Source organism: Streptomyces sp. NPDC001220 (assembly GCF_053597895.1).
In genome coordinates, this window is the sequence record NZ_JBSFJE010000011.1 from 328,685 (window position 1) to 344,059 (window position 15,375).

The window sequence follows — 15,375 nt, forward strand, 5'->3', positions numbered from 1 at the left end:
TTCGCGAGACGAGCATGCCGTGCGGGAAGTCCTGCTGCCGGGCGGTCACTTGACCGCGCGGAGCGCGTTCACGACCCCCGAGCCGTAGAAGCCGTTGACGTGTTTCCCGCCCACACAGGTGGCGTCCACGACGCCGTCGCCGTCCCCGTCGTAGGGGCCGGCGGGGCAGCCCGGGTTGTCCGCCTCGGCCTTCAGCAGGGCCAGGAGCCGGGCCGGGGAGGCGTGCGGATGGGCCGACTTCAACAGCGCGGCGACCGCCGCCACGTGCGGGGACGCCATCGAGGTGCCCTGGAGGAAGCCGTACTGGTCGTTCGGCAGGGTGGACAGGATGCGGCCGTTCTGCGACGGCGTGTCAGGGATCTGGTACTTGTCGCCGCCCGGGCCCGCCACGTCGACGACGCCCTGTCCGTAGCTGGAGTAGTACGACTTGGCGTTCTTGACACCGACCGCGCTCACGGTGACCACACCGGGCAGCTGGGTCGGCACGTCGAAGCACTCGTGCGGGTCGACCGTGCGGGTCGTGGCCGTCGAGTCGTCGGGGCTGGAGGCGTCCGTGAGGGCGTTCGCGTCGAGGTCGTCGTTCGAGTTGCCGGCCGAGGCCACGTTGAGCGTGCCCTTGCTCCGGGCGTACAGCTGCGCCCTGTTGACCGCGTCAACGATGGCACGTTGATCCGGGTCGTCCATGCAGTTGTACAGCCATGGATCAACGTAGTAGCTGTTGTTGGTGATCTCGACGCCGTGGTCCGCGGCGAACACGAAGGCGCAGACCACGCTCTCCGGGTAGAACAGCTGCGTCGAGTCGGGCTGGGCCACGGTGATGCTCGCGACCTTCACCCCTGGTGCCACGCCCGCCACGCCGATGCCGTTGCGGGCGGCGGCTATCTCACCCGCGACATGCGTGCCGTGGTAGTGGTCGGCGTCCACCGGCCGCCAGGCGCCGTACGTCGTGTCGGCCTTGCCGCTCACACAGTTCGCGGACTGTGCGGCGGAGAAGTTCGGGGCGATGTCCGGGTGGGTGTCGTCGACGCCGGTGTCGATGATGCCGACCGTCACCGAGCGGCTCCCCGGGTTGACCGCGGCGGCCTTGTCGGCACCGATGCTCCGCAGGTCCCACTGGTCGGCCTCCAGGGGCTCCTGGCCGGCCGCCGCCCTCTTCCCGACCTTGGCGGCGTCCGCCTTGGACAGGACCTGCACGGCCCCCTCGGCCGTGGTCCCCGCCGCGCTCAGCGGAGCGGTCCGCGTCGCTCCCGCCGAGCGCACCCCGCGTACCGCGCGCATCGCGGCGCCGAAGTCCGGATTCGCCGAGTGCACGACGATCACGCCGATCCTGTCGTACGACTCGACGATCGTGCCGCCGTTGCGGGCGATCGCCCGCCGCACCGACTCGATCGTGCGGTGGTCCGTCCTGGTGTTGACGACATAGGCCAGGTTCGGCCCGTCCGCCGCCGGCGTCGCCGAGGCCGTCAGCGGTGCCGCCGAAGCCGCCGCCGGTAGGAGGCCGAGCGAGGCGGTCAGGGACAGGGCAACCGGTACGGCGAGCGCCAGCGCGCGTCTGGAACGCAGATGAGCCATGGGGTCTCCACATCATCCGGAACATCAACCGAAAACGGGCCCGCCCGGGCCGCGAGTTGCCGCCTGGGCAGGTACATGACGGGTGGTGCAGGGCGAAGCTATCTCCCGCACTCACCGGCCAGCAATGACCGGAGGCGACTCACGCCCGCGACTTCCGAAAGAACCCGGGCGAGTTGAACCTGTCCACGCGTGGCGCCGTGACCTTGAGGAGGGAGCCACAGCAGGATCGAGGCCCCCCGTCGGAATCACCTGACGGAGTCGGAACGTCACTCCGGGTAGGTGATCCACATGTCTGTGAGGTCAGAATCCGCATGTCCGTATCGCGAGGAGACTCCGTGGCTACCGAGACACCACCGCCCTCGAACACGCAGACCCGGCTCCCCTCCAGCGAGGAGTTCGCCGAGGTGCAGCAGAGCCCGGAGTTCGCCGAACTGCGGCACTCCCACCGCTCCTTCGCCTTCCCGCTGACCGTCGGCTTCATCGCCTGGTACCTGCTGTACGTCCTGCTCTCCAACTACGCGGGCGACTTCATGGGCACCAAGGTCGTCGGCAACATCAACGTGGCCCTGGTCCTCGGACTCGCCCAGTTCCTCACCACGTTCCTCATCGCCTGGTGGTACGCGCACCACGCCGCGGCCAAGCTCGACCCCCAGGCCGAGGTCATCAAGTCCCGGATGGAGGACGGCGCATGAACCCCGCGATCACCATGGCGGCCGGCGAGGCCAGCGAGCACCGGACACTGATCATCACCCTGTTCGCGGTGTTCGTCGTCGCGACCCTCGTCATCACCATCTGGGCCGGCCGGCAGACCAAGGACGCCGCCGACTTCTACGCGGGCGGCCGCCAGTTCACCGGCTTCCAGAACGGCCTCGCCGTCTCCGGCGACTACATGTCGGCCGCGTCCTTCCTCGGCATCGCCGGCGCCATCGCCCTCTTCGGCTACGACGGCTTCCTCTACTCCATCGGCTTCCTGGTCGCCTGGCTCGTCGCCCTGCTCCTGGTCGCCGAGCCGCTGCGCAACTCCGGCCGCTACACCATGGGCGACGTACTCGCCTACCGCATGCGCCAGCGCCCGGTCCGCACCGCGGCCGGCACCTCGACGATCGTGGTGTCGATCTTCTACCTGCTGGCCCAGATGGCGGGAGCGGGCGTTCTCGTCTCCCTGCTGCTCGGCATCACCAGCGACGGCGGCAAGATCGGCATCGTGGCCCTGGTCGGCGTCCTGATGATCGTCTACGTGACCATCGGCGGCATGAAGGGCACCACCTGGGTGCAGATGGTCAAGGCCGTGCTGCTCATCGCGGGCGCCCTGCTGCTGACCTTCATGGTCCTGGCCAAGTTCCACTTCAACATCTCCGACCTGCTCGGCAAGGCCGCCGACAACAGCGGCAAGGGCACCGCCTTCCTGGAGCCCGGCCTGAAGTACGGCGCCACCGGCACCAGCAAGCTGGACTTCCTCTCCCTCGGCATCGCCCTGGTCCTCGGCACCGCCGGCCTGCCGCACATCCTGATCCGCTTCTACACCGTGCCCACCGCGAAGGCCGCCCGTAAGTCCGTGCTCTGGGCGATCGGCCTGATCGGCGCCTTCTACCTGATGACCCTCGCCCTCGGCTTCGGCGCCGCCGCGCTGATCAAACCGGACGAGATCATCGCCTCCAACAAGTCGGGCAACACCGCGGCCCCCCTGCTCGCCCTGCATCTCGGCGGCGTCGACTCCAACTGGGGCGCGATCCTGCTGGCCACCATCTCGGCGGTGGCCTTCGCGACGATCCTCGCCGTGGTCGCGGGCCTCACCCTGGCCTCGTCCTCGTCCTTCGCGCACGACATCTACGCCAACGTGATCAAGAAGGGCCAGGCCTCCGAGAAGCAGGAGATCAACGCGGCCCGCTACGCCACCGTCGGCATCGGCGCGGTATCGATCGTGCTCGGCGCCATGGCCCGCGACCTCAACGTCGCCGGCCTGGTCGCGCTCGCCTTCGCGGTCGCCGCCTCCGCGAACCTGCCGACCATCCTCTACAGCCTCTTCTGGAAGCGGTTCACCACCGCGGGCGCCCTCTGGTCGATCTACGGCGGCCTGGTCACCGCGGTCGGCCTGGTCCTCTTCTCACCGGTGGTGTCCGGTAAGGAGACCTCGATGTTCCCGGGCGTCGACTTCCACTGGTTCCCGCTGGAGAACCCCGGCATCATCTCGATCCCGGTCGGCTTCCTCCTCGGCGTCGTGGGCACCTACCTGTCCAAGGAGGTCCCGGACACCGCGAAGTACGCGGAACTGGAGGTGCGGTCCCTGACCGGCACCGGAGCGCACTGACCTTCGTACGACTGGCCGCGTCGAGGGGATCGTAGGGTCCTACGACGCGGCCGCGTCGTACCTCGTGGCATCGGCCCCCTCGCGATGTCGGCGGTGTCACGTAGGCTCGCCAGTGACGGAAGAGAACCGATCCGTAACGAGGGAGGGGGCCCACGTGCTCATCGATACCTACGGCCGGGTGGCCACCGACCTGAGGGTCTCGCTGACCGACCGGTGCAATCTGCGTTGCACGTACTGCATGCCCGAGGAGGGCCTGCAGTGGCTGACCAAGTCCGACCTGCTCACGGACGACGAGATCGTCCGCCTGATCGACATCTCCGTCCGCCTGCTGGGCATCGAGGAGGTCCGCTTCACCGGCGGCGAGCCCCTGCTGCGCCCCGGCCTGGTCTCCATCGTGGAGCGGGTCGCGGCGCTGGCCCCCCGCCCCCAGATGTCCCTGACGACCAACGGCATCGGCCTGCGGCGCACCGCCACGGCCCTGAAGGCGGCCGGTCTGGACCGGGTCAACGTCTCCCTCGACACCCTGCGCCCGGCCGTCTTCAAGATCCTCACCCGCCGCGACCGCCACCAGGACGTCCTCGACGGCCTCCAGGCCGCCCGCGACGCCGGCCTCACCCCCGTCAAGGTCAACACGGTCCTGATGCCGGACCTGAACGCGGACGAGGCCCCCGACCTGCTGGCCTGGGCGCTGGAGCACGGCTACGAGCTGCGCTTCATCGAGCAGATGCCGCTGGACGCCCAGCACGGCTGGAAACGCGACAGCATGGTGACGGCGGGGGACATCCTCGCCTCGCTCCACACCCGCTTCGACCTCACCCCCGAGGGCGCGGACGAGCGAGGTGCCGCACCGGCGGAGCGCTGGCTGGTGAACGGCGGCCCGTACCGCGTCGGCGTCATCGCCTCGGTCACCCGCCCGTTCTGCGCCGCCTGCGACCGCACCCGCCTCACGGCCGACGGCCAGATACGCAACTGCCTGTTCGCCAGGGAAGAGACAGACCTGCGCGGCGCGCTCCGCTCGGGCGGGTCCGACGAGGAGATCGCCCGCATCTGGCGACTGGCGATGTGGGGGAAGAAGGCGGGCGCGGGTCTGGATGATCCATCGTTCGTCCAGCCGGACCGGCCGATGTCCGCGATCGGGGGTTAGCGCCGCCCGGCGGAGCCCGGTGGGGGAGCCCTACGGGGACGGCTCCCACTCCTTCAACAACACGACATCCTTCAAAAACCCCCGCACGCCCAGGAACTGGGAGAGATGCTCCCGGTGCTCCTCGCACGCGAGCCAGGTCTTCCGCCGCTCCGGTGTGTGGATCTTCGGGTTGTTCCACGCCAGCACCCACACCGCGTCGGCCCGGCAACCCTTCGCCGAACAGATAACGTCACTCACCGCTTCGTCCCGCACCGTGTCGTCCTGCAAAAAGAGCCCCGAACAAGGCGACGCCGAGCAGCCACGGGGGGAGCTGCCCGGCGTCGGTCCGTCGCTCCGACGGGGGATGCGGAGCGCGTACGCAGTATGTCATGGGTCACCCTCCGCCCGGCACCGGAACAGCGCGATTGATCTGAGCTTTTCTTGAGCTTTGTGTGCGGCCGTCGTCGGCTCACGCCGTGTCCCCGGTGCTCAGACCGACTCCGGCCGCTCACCGCGCACACCCGCCGCCGGGTCGGCCACCACGTCCTCCGGGACGGGTTCCGGGTGCGGTTCCTCCGCGCGCGGCGGCGCGATCATCAGCCGGGTCGGTGCCACACCGAACGTCGACGGGAGCGAGGCCGGCCGCTCCCGGCCCGCGTTGGCGATCACGACCGCGACATAGGGGAGCAGTGCCCCGAGTACCAACGCCACGACGGCGACATAGCGTTCGACGTTCCACAACGTGGCCGCGAGGATCACCGACACGGTCCGCACGGACATCGAGATGACGTACCGCCGCTGCCGGCCGCGCACGTCCTCGGCAAGGCCGGTGCGGGCCCCGGTGATCCGGAACACCTGGACGCTGCCGCCGCCGCGCTGCTTCCGCATCACATTCCACCATCCGCCCGCATCGGACTCTCCCCGACCCCTACCCGGCCCGCACCCGTACGGGGAACCGGGCCAGGACGTCTCCCACGTTACGCCGCGCCTGCGCCGCCTTCGAGACCGGGTCGCCAGCCCGCCTGCGTGAACGTTCTGCGCCGTACCGCGTACGGGTGTACCGACATGCGCCGTACGGCGGACAGGCCGAGACTTGGGCTAATGCTCACGTCGAGCCGTACGAGGAGGCAGCCATGGGCTGGTTGTGGGCGATCATCGTGGGTTTCGTGCTGGGCCTGATCGCGAAGGCGGTCATCCCGGGCAAGCAGCACAGCCCCCTCTGGCTGACGACCATCTTCGGCATCCTGGGCGCGATCGCCGGCAACGCGATCGCCCGTGCACTGGGAGTGGCGGAGACAAGGGGCATCGACTGGAGCCGTCACCTCTTCCAGCTCGTCGCCGCGATCATCATCGTCTTCCTGGGCGACATGCTGTACATGGCAACCCTGGGCAAGCGAAAGCACCGGGTCTGAGCCGCAGGGCCCCGAAGGGGCGCGGGGCTGAGTCCACCCGCACCCCTTACGGCGCTCACGAACCGACGACCTCCACAGCCGCCAGGTTCTTCTTGCCCCTCCGCAGTACCAGCCACCGCCCGTGCAGCAGCTCGTCCGCGACGGGTACCGCGTCCTCGGCGGTCACCTTGACGTTGTTCACGTAGGCCCCGCCCTCCTTCACCGTCCGCCGGGCGGCGGACTTGCTCGCCACCAGCCCGACCTCGGCGAACAGGTCGACCACCGGTCCCAGCTCGGCGATCTGGATGTGCGGCACCTCGGAGAGCGACGCGGCCAGCGTCTTCTCGTCCAGCTCCGCCAGCTCCCCCTGCCCGAAGAGCGCCCGGCTCGCGGCGATCACCGCGGCCGTCTGCTCGGCGCCGTGCACCAGCGTCGTCAGCTCCTCGGCCAGCGCCCGCTGGGCCGCCCGCGCCTGCGGACGCTCCTCGGTCTGCTTCTCCAGGTCCTCGATCTCCTCGTGCGACCTGAAGCTGAAGATCCGCAGGAACTTGGAGACGTCCCGGTCGTCCGCGTTCAGCCAGAACTGGTAGAAGGCGTACGGCGTGGTCATCTCCGGGTCGAGCCAGACCGTGCCGGACTCCGTCTTGCCGAACTTGGTGCCGTCGGCCTTCGTGATCAGCGGCGTGCCCAGCGCGTGCACCACGGCGTCGGGCTCGACCTTGTGGATCAGGTCGGTGCCCGAGGTGAGGTTGCCCCACTGGTCGCTGCCGCCGGTCTGCAGCGTGCAGCCGTACCGCCGGTACAGCTCCAGGAAGTCCATCCCCTGGAGGATCTGGTAGCTGAACTCGGTGTAGCTGATGCCCTCCTGGGACTCCAAGCGCCGGGCGACGGCCTCCTTCGCGATCATCTTGTTCACGCGGAAGTGCTTGCCGACGTCGCGCAGGAACTCGATGGCGGACATGCCCTGGGTCCAGTCCAGGTTGTTGACCATGACCGCCGCGTTCGGCCCCTCGAAGTCCAGCAGGGGGGCGATCTGCGCGCGCAGCCGCTCGACCCACTGGGCGACGACCTCGGGCGCGTTCAGCGTGCGCTCGGCATTCGGCTTCGGGTCGCCGATCAGGCCCGTGGCGCCCCCGACCAGACCCAGCGGGCGGTTGCCCGCCTGCTGGATCCGGCGCATCGTCAGGATCTGCACGAGGTTGCCGAGGTGCAGGCTGGGCGCGGTCGGGTCGAAGCCGCAATAGAACGTGACAGGACCGTCCGCGAACGCCTTGCGCAATGCGTCCTCGTCCGTGGAGAGGGCGATGAGCCCCCGCCACTTCAGCTCGTCGACGATGTCCGTCACGGTTCTCGTATCTCCTCGGGCGATCTCGGATGATCTTCGAATGATCTCGGGGCGGTCGTGCGACCACCGGCTACGAGGTTATACGCCCTGACTGACAGAGCTCATATTGAAGTCGGGCACGCGCAGCGCGGGCATCGCAGCCCTAGTGAACCAGTCGCTCCACTCCCTCGGCAGCGTCTTTTCCGTGCGGCCGGCCTCGGTGGCCCGCCCCAGCAGGTCCACCGGCGACTCGTTGAACCGGAAGTTGTTCACCTGCCCGGTGACCTGTCCGTTCTCCACCAGGTACACGCCGTCCCGGGTCAGGCCGGTGAGCAGCAGCGTCGCCGGGTCGACCTCGCGGATGTACCAGAGGCAGGTCAGCAGCAACCCGCGTTCGGTGGCCGCGACCATCTCGTCCAGGGAGCGGTCGTCGCCGCCGTCCAGGATCAGGTTCCCGCCCGCCGGGGCGACCGGCAGCCCGGTCAGACCGGCCGTGTGCCGGGTGGTGGTCAGGTGCTTCAGCTCGCCGCCCGCGACCCACTCGGTGGCGCCGGCAGGCAGCCCGTTGTCGAAGACCGACTGGTCACCGCCGGAGGAGTGCGCCACCACGAACGGCGCGCACTCCAGGCCCGGCTCGTTCGGGTCGCTGCGCAGGGTCAGCGGCAGCTCGGTCAGCCGCTCGCCGACGCGGGTGCCACCGCCCGGCTTGGAGAACACCGTCCGCCCCTCGGCCGCGTCCCGCCCGGAGGCCGACCACAGCTGGTAGATCAGCAGGTCGGCCACGGCCGTCGGCGGCAGCAGCGTCTCGTACCGGCCCGCCGGCAGCTCCACCCGGCGCTCCGCCCAGCCCAGCCGTACGGCCAGCTCGGCGTCGAGCGCACCCGGATCGACGTCCTTGAAGTCCCGGGTGGACCGCCCGGCCCAGGCCGACCGGGTACGGTCCGGCGACTTGGCGTTCAGCTCAAGGGTGCCGGTGGGCTGGTCGTGGCGCAGCCGCAGCCCGGTCGAGGTGCCGACGTACGTCGAGACCAGCTCGTGGTTGGCGAAGCCGTACAGCTCGCGGCCACCGGCACGCGCGCGTGCGAAGGCCTCGCCGAGCGCCGGGGCGAAGTCGGCGAACACGGCCGAGGAGGTCTCGGCGGGCGCGTCCGTGAAGTCCGGCGCCTCCGGCACGCCGGTGACCAGCGGCTGCGCGTCCTCGGCGGGACCGGCGCCGCGCGCGGCGGCCTCGGCGGCCCGTACCAGCGGCTCCAGGTCGTCGGCGGTCACCGCCGACCGGGACACGACACCGGAGGCGCTGCCCTCCTTGCCGTCGACGGTCGCGACGACGGTGAGCGAACGGCCGCGCGTGACGCCGTTCGTGGTGAGCGCGTTGCCGGCCCAGCGCAGGTTGGCCGTGGAGTGCTCGTCGGCGATGACCACACAGCCGTCGGCGCGGGAGAGTTCCAGCGCGCGCTCGACGATCTCGTGCGGCTTGTTGTCACGGGCGCTCATCGACCGGCCTCCTGCGTGGTGTTGAGGATGTTGACGCCCTTGAAGAGGGCCGAGGGGCAGCCGTGGGACACGGCGGCGACCTGTCCCGGCTGGGCCTTGCCGCAGTTGAAGGCGCCGCCGAGGACGTAGGTCTGGGGGCCGCCGACGGCCGCCATGGAGCCCCAGAAGTCGGTGGTCGTCGCCTGGTAGGCGACATCCCGGAGCTGGCCGGTGATCCGCCCGTTCTCGATCCTGAAGAACCGCTGGCCGGTGAACTGGAAGTTGTAGCGCTGCATGTCGATCGACCAGGAACGGTCGCCGACGACGTAGATCCCGCGGTCGACCCCGCCGATCAGGTCCTCGGTCGACAGCCCGCCCGGATCGGGCTGGAGCGAGACGTTGGCCATGCGCTGCACGGGCACATGCCCGGGGGAGTCGGCGTAGGCGCACCCGTTGGAGCGCTCGAAGCCGGTCAGCTTCGCGATCCGGCGGTCCAGCTGGTAGCCGACGAGCGTGCCGTCCTTCACCAGGTCCCAGGACTGGGCCTCGACGCCCTCGTCGTCGTAGCCGACGGTCGCCAGGCCGTGCTCCGCGGTGCGGTCGCCGGTGACGTTCATCAGCTCGGAGCCGTACCTGAGCTTGCCGAGCTGGTCGAAGGTGGCGAAGGAGGTGCCGGCGTAGGCGGCCTCGTAGCCGAGCGCGCGGTCCAGCTCGGTGGCGTGGCCGATGGACTCGTGGATGGTCAGCCACAGGTTGGACGGGTCGACCACCAGGTCGTACAGACCCGCCTCGACGCTCGGCGCCCGCATCTTCTCGGCGAGCAGCACCGGGATCTGCTCCAGCTCGGCGTCCCAGTCCCAGCCGGTGCCGGTGAGGTACTCCCAGCCGCGGCCGACCGGCGGTGCGATGGTCCGCATCGAGTCGAACTCGCCGCTCGACTCGTCCACCGACACGGCGGTCAGCTGGGGGTGCAGCCGCACCCGCTGCTGGGTGGTCACGGTCCCGGCCGTGTCGGCGTAGAACTTGTTCTCGTGGACGGTGAGCAGCGAGGCGTCGACGTGGTTGACGCCGTTCGCCGCCAGCAGCCGGGCGCTCCAGTCCGCGAGCAGCGCGGCCTTCTCCTCGTCGGGCACGGTGAACGGATCGATCTCGTACGACGAGATCCACGTCCGTTCCTCGTGCACCGGCTCGTCGGCCAGCTCCACCCGCTCGTCCGACCCGGCGGCCTTGATCACCTGCGCCGAGAGCTTGGCCATCGCCACCGCCTGGGAGGCGACCTTGGCGGCGGCGTCCAGGGTCAGGTCCACGCCGGAGGCGAAGCCCCAGGTACCGCCGTGCACGACCCGGACCGCGTATCCGAGGTCGGTGGTGTCCGACGATCCGGCGGGCTTGGCGTCCCTGAGACTCCAGGACGCGCTGCGCACCCGCTCGAACCGGAAGTCCGCGTGCTGGGCGCCCAGCGCACGCGCGCGTGCCAGCGCGGCGTCGGCGAGGGCCCGTAGCGGAAGCGCCGTGAAGGCTTCGTCGATGGAATGGGGCACGGAGGTCTCCCTGCTGTCGTGGCCTGTCCGTCCGATCATGTCGCGCCCGCGGGTGTACGGACCACAGGTTTCGGCCCGGCGTCGCGCCTTTCTGTAGGGACCCGACAGCGACACCCCCGAGCCACTGTCGGTGCCCGCTTGCTCGCCGTGATGGCGGGACCGATAGGTTTTCGATGAAGCCGCCTGTCGTGCCAGCTGTTCCGGCCGGTGGTCAGACCGAACGAAAGGGTGATCCGTTGAGCCGCTCGGTTCTCGTCACTGGAGGCAACCGGGGCATCGGCCTCGCCATCGCCCGCGCATTCGCCGACAACGGCGACAAGGTTGCCATCACATACCGCTCGGGTGAGCCGCCCGCCGTCCTCAAGGAACTGGGCTGCCTCGCCGTCAAGTGCGACATCACCGACACCGAGCAGGTGGAGCAGGCCTACAAGGAGATCGAGGACGCCCACGGCCCGGTCGAGGTCCTGATCGCCAACGCCGGCATCACCAAGGACACGCTTCTGATGCGTATGTCCGAGGAGGACTTCACCTCGGTCGTCGACACCAACCTCACCGGCACCTTCCGCGTGGTCAAGCGCGCCAACCGCGGCATGCTGCGCGCCAAGAAGGGCCGTGTCGTCCTCATCTCGTCGGTCGTCGGCCTCTACGGTGGTCCCGGTCAGGCCAACTACGCGGCGTCCAAGGCCGCCCTGGTCGGCTTCGCGCGGTCCCTCGCCCGTGAGCTGGGCTCGCGCAACATCACCTTCAACGTCGTCGCGCCCGGTTTCGTCGACACCGACATGACCAAGGTCCTCACCGACGAGCAGCGCGAGGCCATCGTGTCGCAGGTGCCGCTCGCCCGGTACGCGCAGCCCGAGGAGGTCGCCGCGACGGTGCGGTTCCTCGCCTCGGACGACGCCTCGTACATCACTGGAGCCGTCATCCCCGTTGACGGCGGACTGGGAATGGGTCACTGATCACCATGAGTGGAATCCTCGAGGGCAAGCGCATCCTGATCACGGGTGTGCTGATGGAGTCCTCCATCGCCTTCCACGCGGCCAAGCTGGCCCAGGAGCAGGGCGCCGAGATCATCCTCACCGCGTTCCCGCGGCCCACGCTGACCGAGCGCATCGCCAAGAAGCTCCCCAAGCCCACCAAGGTCATCGAGCTGGACGTCACCAACGACGAGCACCTCGGGCGGCTGGCCGACCTCGTCGGCGAGGAGCTGGGCGGCCTCGACGGCGTCGTGCACTCCATCGGCTTCGCTCCCCAGGACGCGCTCGGCGGCAACTTCCTCAACACGCCCTTCGAGTCCGTCGCGACCGCCATGCACGTCTCGGCGTACTCCCTGAAGTCGCTGACCATGGCCTGCCTGCCGCTGATGCAGAACGGCGGCTCGGTCGTCGGCCTCACCTTCGACGCCCAGTACGCCTGGCCGCAGTACGACTGGATGGGCCCGGCCAAGGCCGCCCTGGAGGCCACCAGCCGCTACATCGCCCGCGATCTGGGCAAGCAGAACATCCGCTGCAACCTCATCTCCGCCGGTCCGATCGGCTCCATGGCCGCCAAGTCCATCCCGGGCTTCAGCGACCTGGCCGCCGTCTGGGACCACCGCTCCCCGCTGGAGTGGGACCTCAAGGACCCCGAGCCGGCCGGCAAGGGCATCGTCGCCCTGCTGAGCGACTGGTTCCCGAAGACCACCGGCGAGATCATCCACGTGGACGGCGGCCTGCACGCCATCGGCGCCTGACCCGCACGGAGCCATCGGCGCCCGACCCGCGCCGACCTCGTCCGTGCCGAGCTCGTCGGCACGGACGCCCTCCGCACGGACGTTCCGAGGCCCGCATCCCGCAAGGGGTGCGGGCCTCACCCGTTCGGCCCACCGGCCGGGCCGTCGCCGCCCGGGCGGCGCACCCTGGGACTACGCGCCGGATTACGCGTTCACCGCGCGATTCCCTCCCCAGCCCGGCCGAGGAGGTCCCCCTTGTGCGCCTGTCCCGCAGCCTGGCCCCAGTGACCGTGGCCCTCGCCCTCGTGCTGGCCCTTCCGTACGACGCCGTGTCCCACGCGCGCGTGGGCGGCGGTCACCGGCCGGCCCCGCAACTGTTCGGCGCGTCGTGCCGGACGACCGTCCGCGGCTCCCATGTGGTGGCCTACTGCCACAACCCCTACGTGGACACCGACCGGGTACGGCTGCACATCGAGTGCGCCGAGTGGTGGGACATCGACACCGACGGCTCCCCGGTCGACACCGGGCCCGCGCTGACCGTACGGCTCACCGGCCGTTGCTGGCAGGACGTCCGCTCGGTGTGGATCAGTCACCAGAAGGTGAGCTGAACCTGCCCGGACGGCACAGGTACGGGTAGCTGGCCGCCTCCTTGGCGGCCGCGTCGGCGTCGCCCGCGCGGATCGCGTCGACCAGGCGGGCATGGTCCATGTACGTCTCCGGTGTCAGCTCGGCGCCGACGTCCGCGCGCAGCCAGTCCCGCAGCACCTCGCCAAGGTCGGCGTACATCGCCGTCATCACGTCGTTGTGCGAGGCGGCCACCACGGCCAGGTGGAAGGTCGCGTCCGCCGTCACGAAGGCCTCCGCCTCGCCCGACTCCCAGGCCTGCTCGCGGTGGGCGAGAATCGCGTCGAGCTGCCTGAGGTCCTTCTCGGTGCGCCGGGCCGCGGCCAGCCGGGCCGCCGAGGACTCCAGCGTGGAGCGCAGCTCGGCGATGTGCCGGGGGTCGGCCCCGGCGAACCGGCGGTGCATCACGCCGGCCAGCTCACTGGTCGCCACGACGTAGGTGCCGGAGCCCTGCCGGATGTCCAGCAGGCCGTTGTGCGCCAGCGCGCGCACGGCCTCCCGGACGGTGTTGCGGGCCACCCCGAGCTGTTCGACCAGTTCCGGCTCGGTGGGGATGCGCGAGCCGACCGGCCATTCGCCGGAGGCGATCTGGTTCCGCAGCTCGGCGATGACCTGCTCGGACAGCGCCGAGCGGCGCGGGTGGCTCAGAGGCATGACACACCTTCGCACGCGGGGGCCGGGCAGCGGCGGCGGGGTCAGCCGTGGTCCGCCGCCCGGGACTGGACAACCAATCATCCCATGATTCTATGATGGGCGTCATGGGAGCCGAGGAAACCACCACGACGACATCGACGACGGCACGTCCGACGGAACCCGGCGAAGGCCCGGTGAACGGCACGCGCGCGTGGACGACACGGCTCTTCGTCGTCGGCATCCTGCTGGCCGCCGTCAACCTGAGGCCCGCCATCACCAGCCTCGGCGCGCTCCTGGAGGAGGTCCGCGACGGGCTCGGCATGAGCGGCAGCGTGGCCGGACTGCTCACCTCCGTGCCGCCGCTCTGCTTCGCCGTCTTCGGCGTCATGGCCCCCCGCCTGGCCCGCCGCTTCGGGCCGCCGGCGGTGGTCTGCGCCGGCATGGTCGCCATCACGGCCGGCCTGCTGATACGGCCCTACGTCGGCGGTACGGCCGGGTTCCTGGCCGGCAGCGCGCTCGCGCTCATGGGTATCGCCGTCAGCAACGTGCTGATGCCGGTCATCGTCAAGCGCTGGTTCCCCGACCGGGTCGGCTCCATGACCGGCCTGTACTCGATGGCACTCGCCGCCGGAACCTCGGTCGCCGCCGCGGTGACCGTGCCCGTGACCGACGCGCTGGGCGGCGGCTGGCGGTCCGGGCTCGCCGTGTGGGCGGGGCTGGCGGCGGTCGCGGTGCTGCCGTGGCTTCCGCTGGTCCGGGACCGGGGACCGGCACCGGCGCCCGTGGCCGAGGCACGCGCGCGTGCGGACCGGCAGCCGCCCGCCCTGCGGATCACCCGCAGCCGTACCGCCTGGGCGCTCGCCGTCTTCTTCGGACTCCAGGCCACCGCCGCCTACATCACCATGGGCTGGATGGCGCAGATCTTCCGGGACGCGGGCGTGCCCGCGGGCACCGCCGGACTGCTGCTGGCCGTCACCATGGTGATGGGCGTACCGCTGGCCTTCGTCATCCCGCGCGTGGCCACCCGGCTGCCGCACCAGGGCCCGATCGTGATCGCGCTCGGCGTCTGCGGCCTCGCCGGATACGCCGGCCTGTGGGCCGCCCCCGCCGGCGGTGCGTGGGCCTGGGCCCTGCTGCTCGGCGTCTCCAACTGTGCCTTCCCGCTGGCCCTCACCATGGTCGGGATGCGGTCCCGGACCGGCGCGGGTGTCGTGCAGCTCTCCGCCTTCGCCCAGAGCGTCGGCTACCTCATCTCCATCCCGGGCCCGCTGCTGGTGGGCGTGCTCTACCAGCACAGCGGCGGCTGGGGCCTGCCGATCGCCCTCATGGCCGGCCTGATGATCCCGCAGATGGCCGTCGGCGTCCTGGCGGGCCGCGACCGCACGGTCGAGGACGAGGCGGCGGCCGCCTGACACCGACGCGGGCCGTGACGGCACGGGTCCGGGCGGTGCGGTGCGGGTGGTGACGGCACTGGTCCGGGGCGCCTGACACCGACGCGGGCCGTGGCGGCACCGGTCCGGGCCGTGCGTTGCGGGCCGTGTGGGCACCGGCCCGGGGCGCCTGACACCGACGCGGGCCGTGCGCGAGTGCCGGTCCGGCCCCTTCGGCGCCCGGCGACGCGGTCCGGCATCCCGTCGCGCCCAGGCGAGCCGGTCCGGACCCGTCGACGCACCGCGGC

At 70.6% G+C, this 15,375-nt stretch carries 15 protein-coding genes; 8 read left to right on the forward strand and 7 right to left on the reverse strand.

The features are described 5' to 3' along the window. Nucleotides 1–45: 45 nt before the first annotated feature. Entirely contained in the window at nucleotides 46–1,572 is a 1,527-nt protein-coding gene (locus tag ACWDGI_RS26915; protein WP_450763131.1) for a S8 family peptidase, read from the reverse strand. Nucleotides 1,573–1,907: 335 nt separating this feature from the next. On the opposite strand from ACWDGI_RS26915, the gene ACWDGI_RS26920 reads away from it, so the two are divergent. The 3 genes from ACWDGI_RS26920 to moaA all read left to right on the forward strand — a co-directional run bounded on the left by ACWDGI_RS26920 (nucleotide 1,908) and on the right by moaA (nucleotide 5,024). Next, complete coding sequence (locus ACWDGI_RS26920) at nucleotides 1,908–2,264, forward strand: DUF485 domain-containing protein (protein WP_450763133.1); 357 nt, start codon at nucleotides 1,908–1,910, stop codon at nucleotides 2,262–2,264. Beyond that, entirely contained in the window at nucleotides 2,261–3,880 is a 1,620-nt protein-coding gene (locus ACWDGI_RS26925) for a solute symporter family protein (protein WP_450763135.1), read from the forward strand. Before ACWDGI_RS26920 ends, ACWDGI_RS26925 begins: the two co-directional genes overlap by 4 nt. A 154-nt stretch (nucleotides 3,881–4,034) precedes the next feature. Beyond that, entirely contained in the window at nucleotides 4,035–5,024 is a 990-nt protein-coding gene (gene moaA, locus ACWDGI_RS26930) for a GTP 3',8-cyclase MoaA (RefSeq protein ID WP_450763137.1), read from the forward strand. Between the two features lie 30 nt (nucleotides 5,025–5,054). Here moaA and ACWDGI_RS26935 read toward each other — a convergent pair whose 3' ends face one another. Together ACWDGI_RS26935 and ACWDGI_RS26940 are read right to left on the reverse strand one after the other, a co-directional pair. After that, nucleotides 5,055–5,261, reverse strand: coding sequence for a hypothetical protein (locus tag ACWDGI_RS26935; RefSeq protein ID WP_450763139.1), 207 nt, complete (start codon nucleotides 5,259–5,261; stop codon nucleotides 5,055–5,057). 231 nt (nucleotides 5,262–5,492) lie between these two features. Continuing rightward, nucleotides 5,493–5,891 (reverse strand): DUF3099 domain-containing protein, encoded by a 399-nt coding sequence (locus ACWDGI_RS26940; RefSeq protein ID WP_450763141.1) that lies wholly within the window; start codon nucleotides 5,889–5,891, stop codon nucleotides 5,493–5,495. Nucleotides 5,892–6,136: 245 nt separating this feature from the next. Here ACWDGI_RS26940 and ACWDGI_RS26945 point away from each other — a divergent pair, with 245 nt between their 5' ends. Beyond that, nucleotides 6,137–6,415, forward strand: coding sequence for a GlsB/YeaQ/YmgE family stress response membrane protein (locus tag ACWDGI_RS26945; RefSeq protein ID WP_362719552.1), 279 nt, complete (start codon nucleotides 6,137–6,139; stop codon nucleotides 6,413–6,415). Nucleotides 6,416–6,470: 55 nt separating this feature from the next. Here the strand turns inward: ACWDGI_RS26945 and tyrS are convergent, their stop codons facing one another. From tyrS to ACWDGI_RS26960, 3 genes are all read right to left on the reverse strand, one after another. Then, complete coding sequence (gene tyrS / locus ACWDGI_RS26950) at nucleotides 6,471–7,739, reverse strand: tyrosine--tRNA ligase (protein WP_450763143.1); 1,269 nt, start codon at nucleotides 7,737–7,739, stop codon at nucleotides 6,471–6,473. Between the two features lie 78 nt (nucleotides 7,740–7,817). Beyond that, on the reverse strand, nucleotides 7,818–9,212 hold the full coding sequence (locus ACWDGI_RS26955) for a metallopeptidase TldD-related protein (RefSeq protein WP_450763145.1): 1,395 nt from the start codon (nucleotides 9,210–9,212) through the stop codon (nucleotides 7,818–7,820). Further along, entirely contained in the window at nucleotides 9,209–10,732 is a 1,524-nt protein-coding gene (locus tag ACWDGI_RS26960) for a TldD/PmbA family protein (RefSeq protein ID WP_450763147.1), read from the reverse strand. The genes ACWDGI_RS26955 and ACWDGI_RS26960 overlap by 4 nt, the downstream gene beginning before the upstream one ends. 236 nt (nucleotides 10,733–10,968) lie before the next feature. Here ACWDGI_RS26960 and fabG point away from each other — a divergent pair, with 236 nt between their 5' ends. The 3 genes from fabG to ACWDGI_RS26975 all read left to right on the forward strand — a co-directional run bounded on the left by fabG (nucleotide 10,969) and on the right by ACWDGI_RS26975 (nucleotide 13,048). Beyond that, nucleotides 10,969–11,688 (forward strand): 3-oxoacyl-[acyl-carrier-protein] reductase, encoded by a 720-nt coding sequence (fabG, locus tag ACWDGI_RS26965; RefSeq protein ID WP_450763149.1) that lies wholly within the window; start codon nucleotides 10,969–10,971, stop codon nucleotides 11,686–11,688. Nucleotides 11,689–11,693: 5 nt separating this feature from the next. Continuing rightward, nucleotides 11,694–12,461, forward strand: coding sequence for an enoyl-ACP reductase FabI (gene fabI, locus ACWDGI_RS26970; RefSeq protein ID WP_046727988.1), 768 nt, complete (start codon nucleotides 11,694–11,696; stop codon nucleotides 12,459–12,461). Nucleotides 12,462–12,697: 236 nt separating this feature from the next. Continuing rightward, nucleotides 12,698–13,048: a hypothetical protein gene (locus tag ACWDGI_RS26975; protein WP_360481410.1), complete on the forward strand. Its 351-nt coding sequence runs from the start codon at nucleotides 12,698–12,700 to the stop codon at nucleotides 13,046–13,048. On the opposite strand, the gene ACWDGI_RS26980 is transcribed toward ACWDGI_RS26975, so the two are convergent. After that, nucleotides 13,026–13,718, reverse strand: coding sequence for a FadR/GntR family transcriptional regulator (locus tag ACWDGI_RS26980; protein ID WP_450763151.1), 693 nt, complete (start codon nucleotides 13,716–13,718; stop codon nucleotides 13,026–13,028). The two genes, ACWDGI_RS26975 and ACWDGI_RS26980, sit on opposite strands and share 23 nt — an antisense overlap. Nucleotides 13,719–13,822: 104 nt before the next feature. Here ACWDGI_RS26980 and ACWDGI_RS26985 point away from each other — a divergent pair, with 104 nt between their 5' ends. Continuing rightward, nucleotides 13,823–15,109, forward strand: a complete 1,287-nt coding sequence (locus ACWDGI_RS26985) for a CynX/NimT family MFS transporter (protein WP_450763153.1) — start codon at nucleotides 13,823–13,825, stop codon at nucleotides 15,107–15,109. Nucleotides 15,110–15,375: the final 266 nt, after the last annotated feature.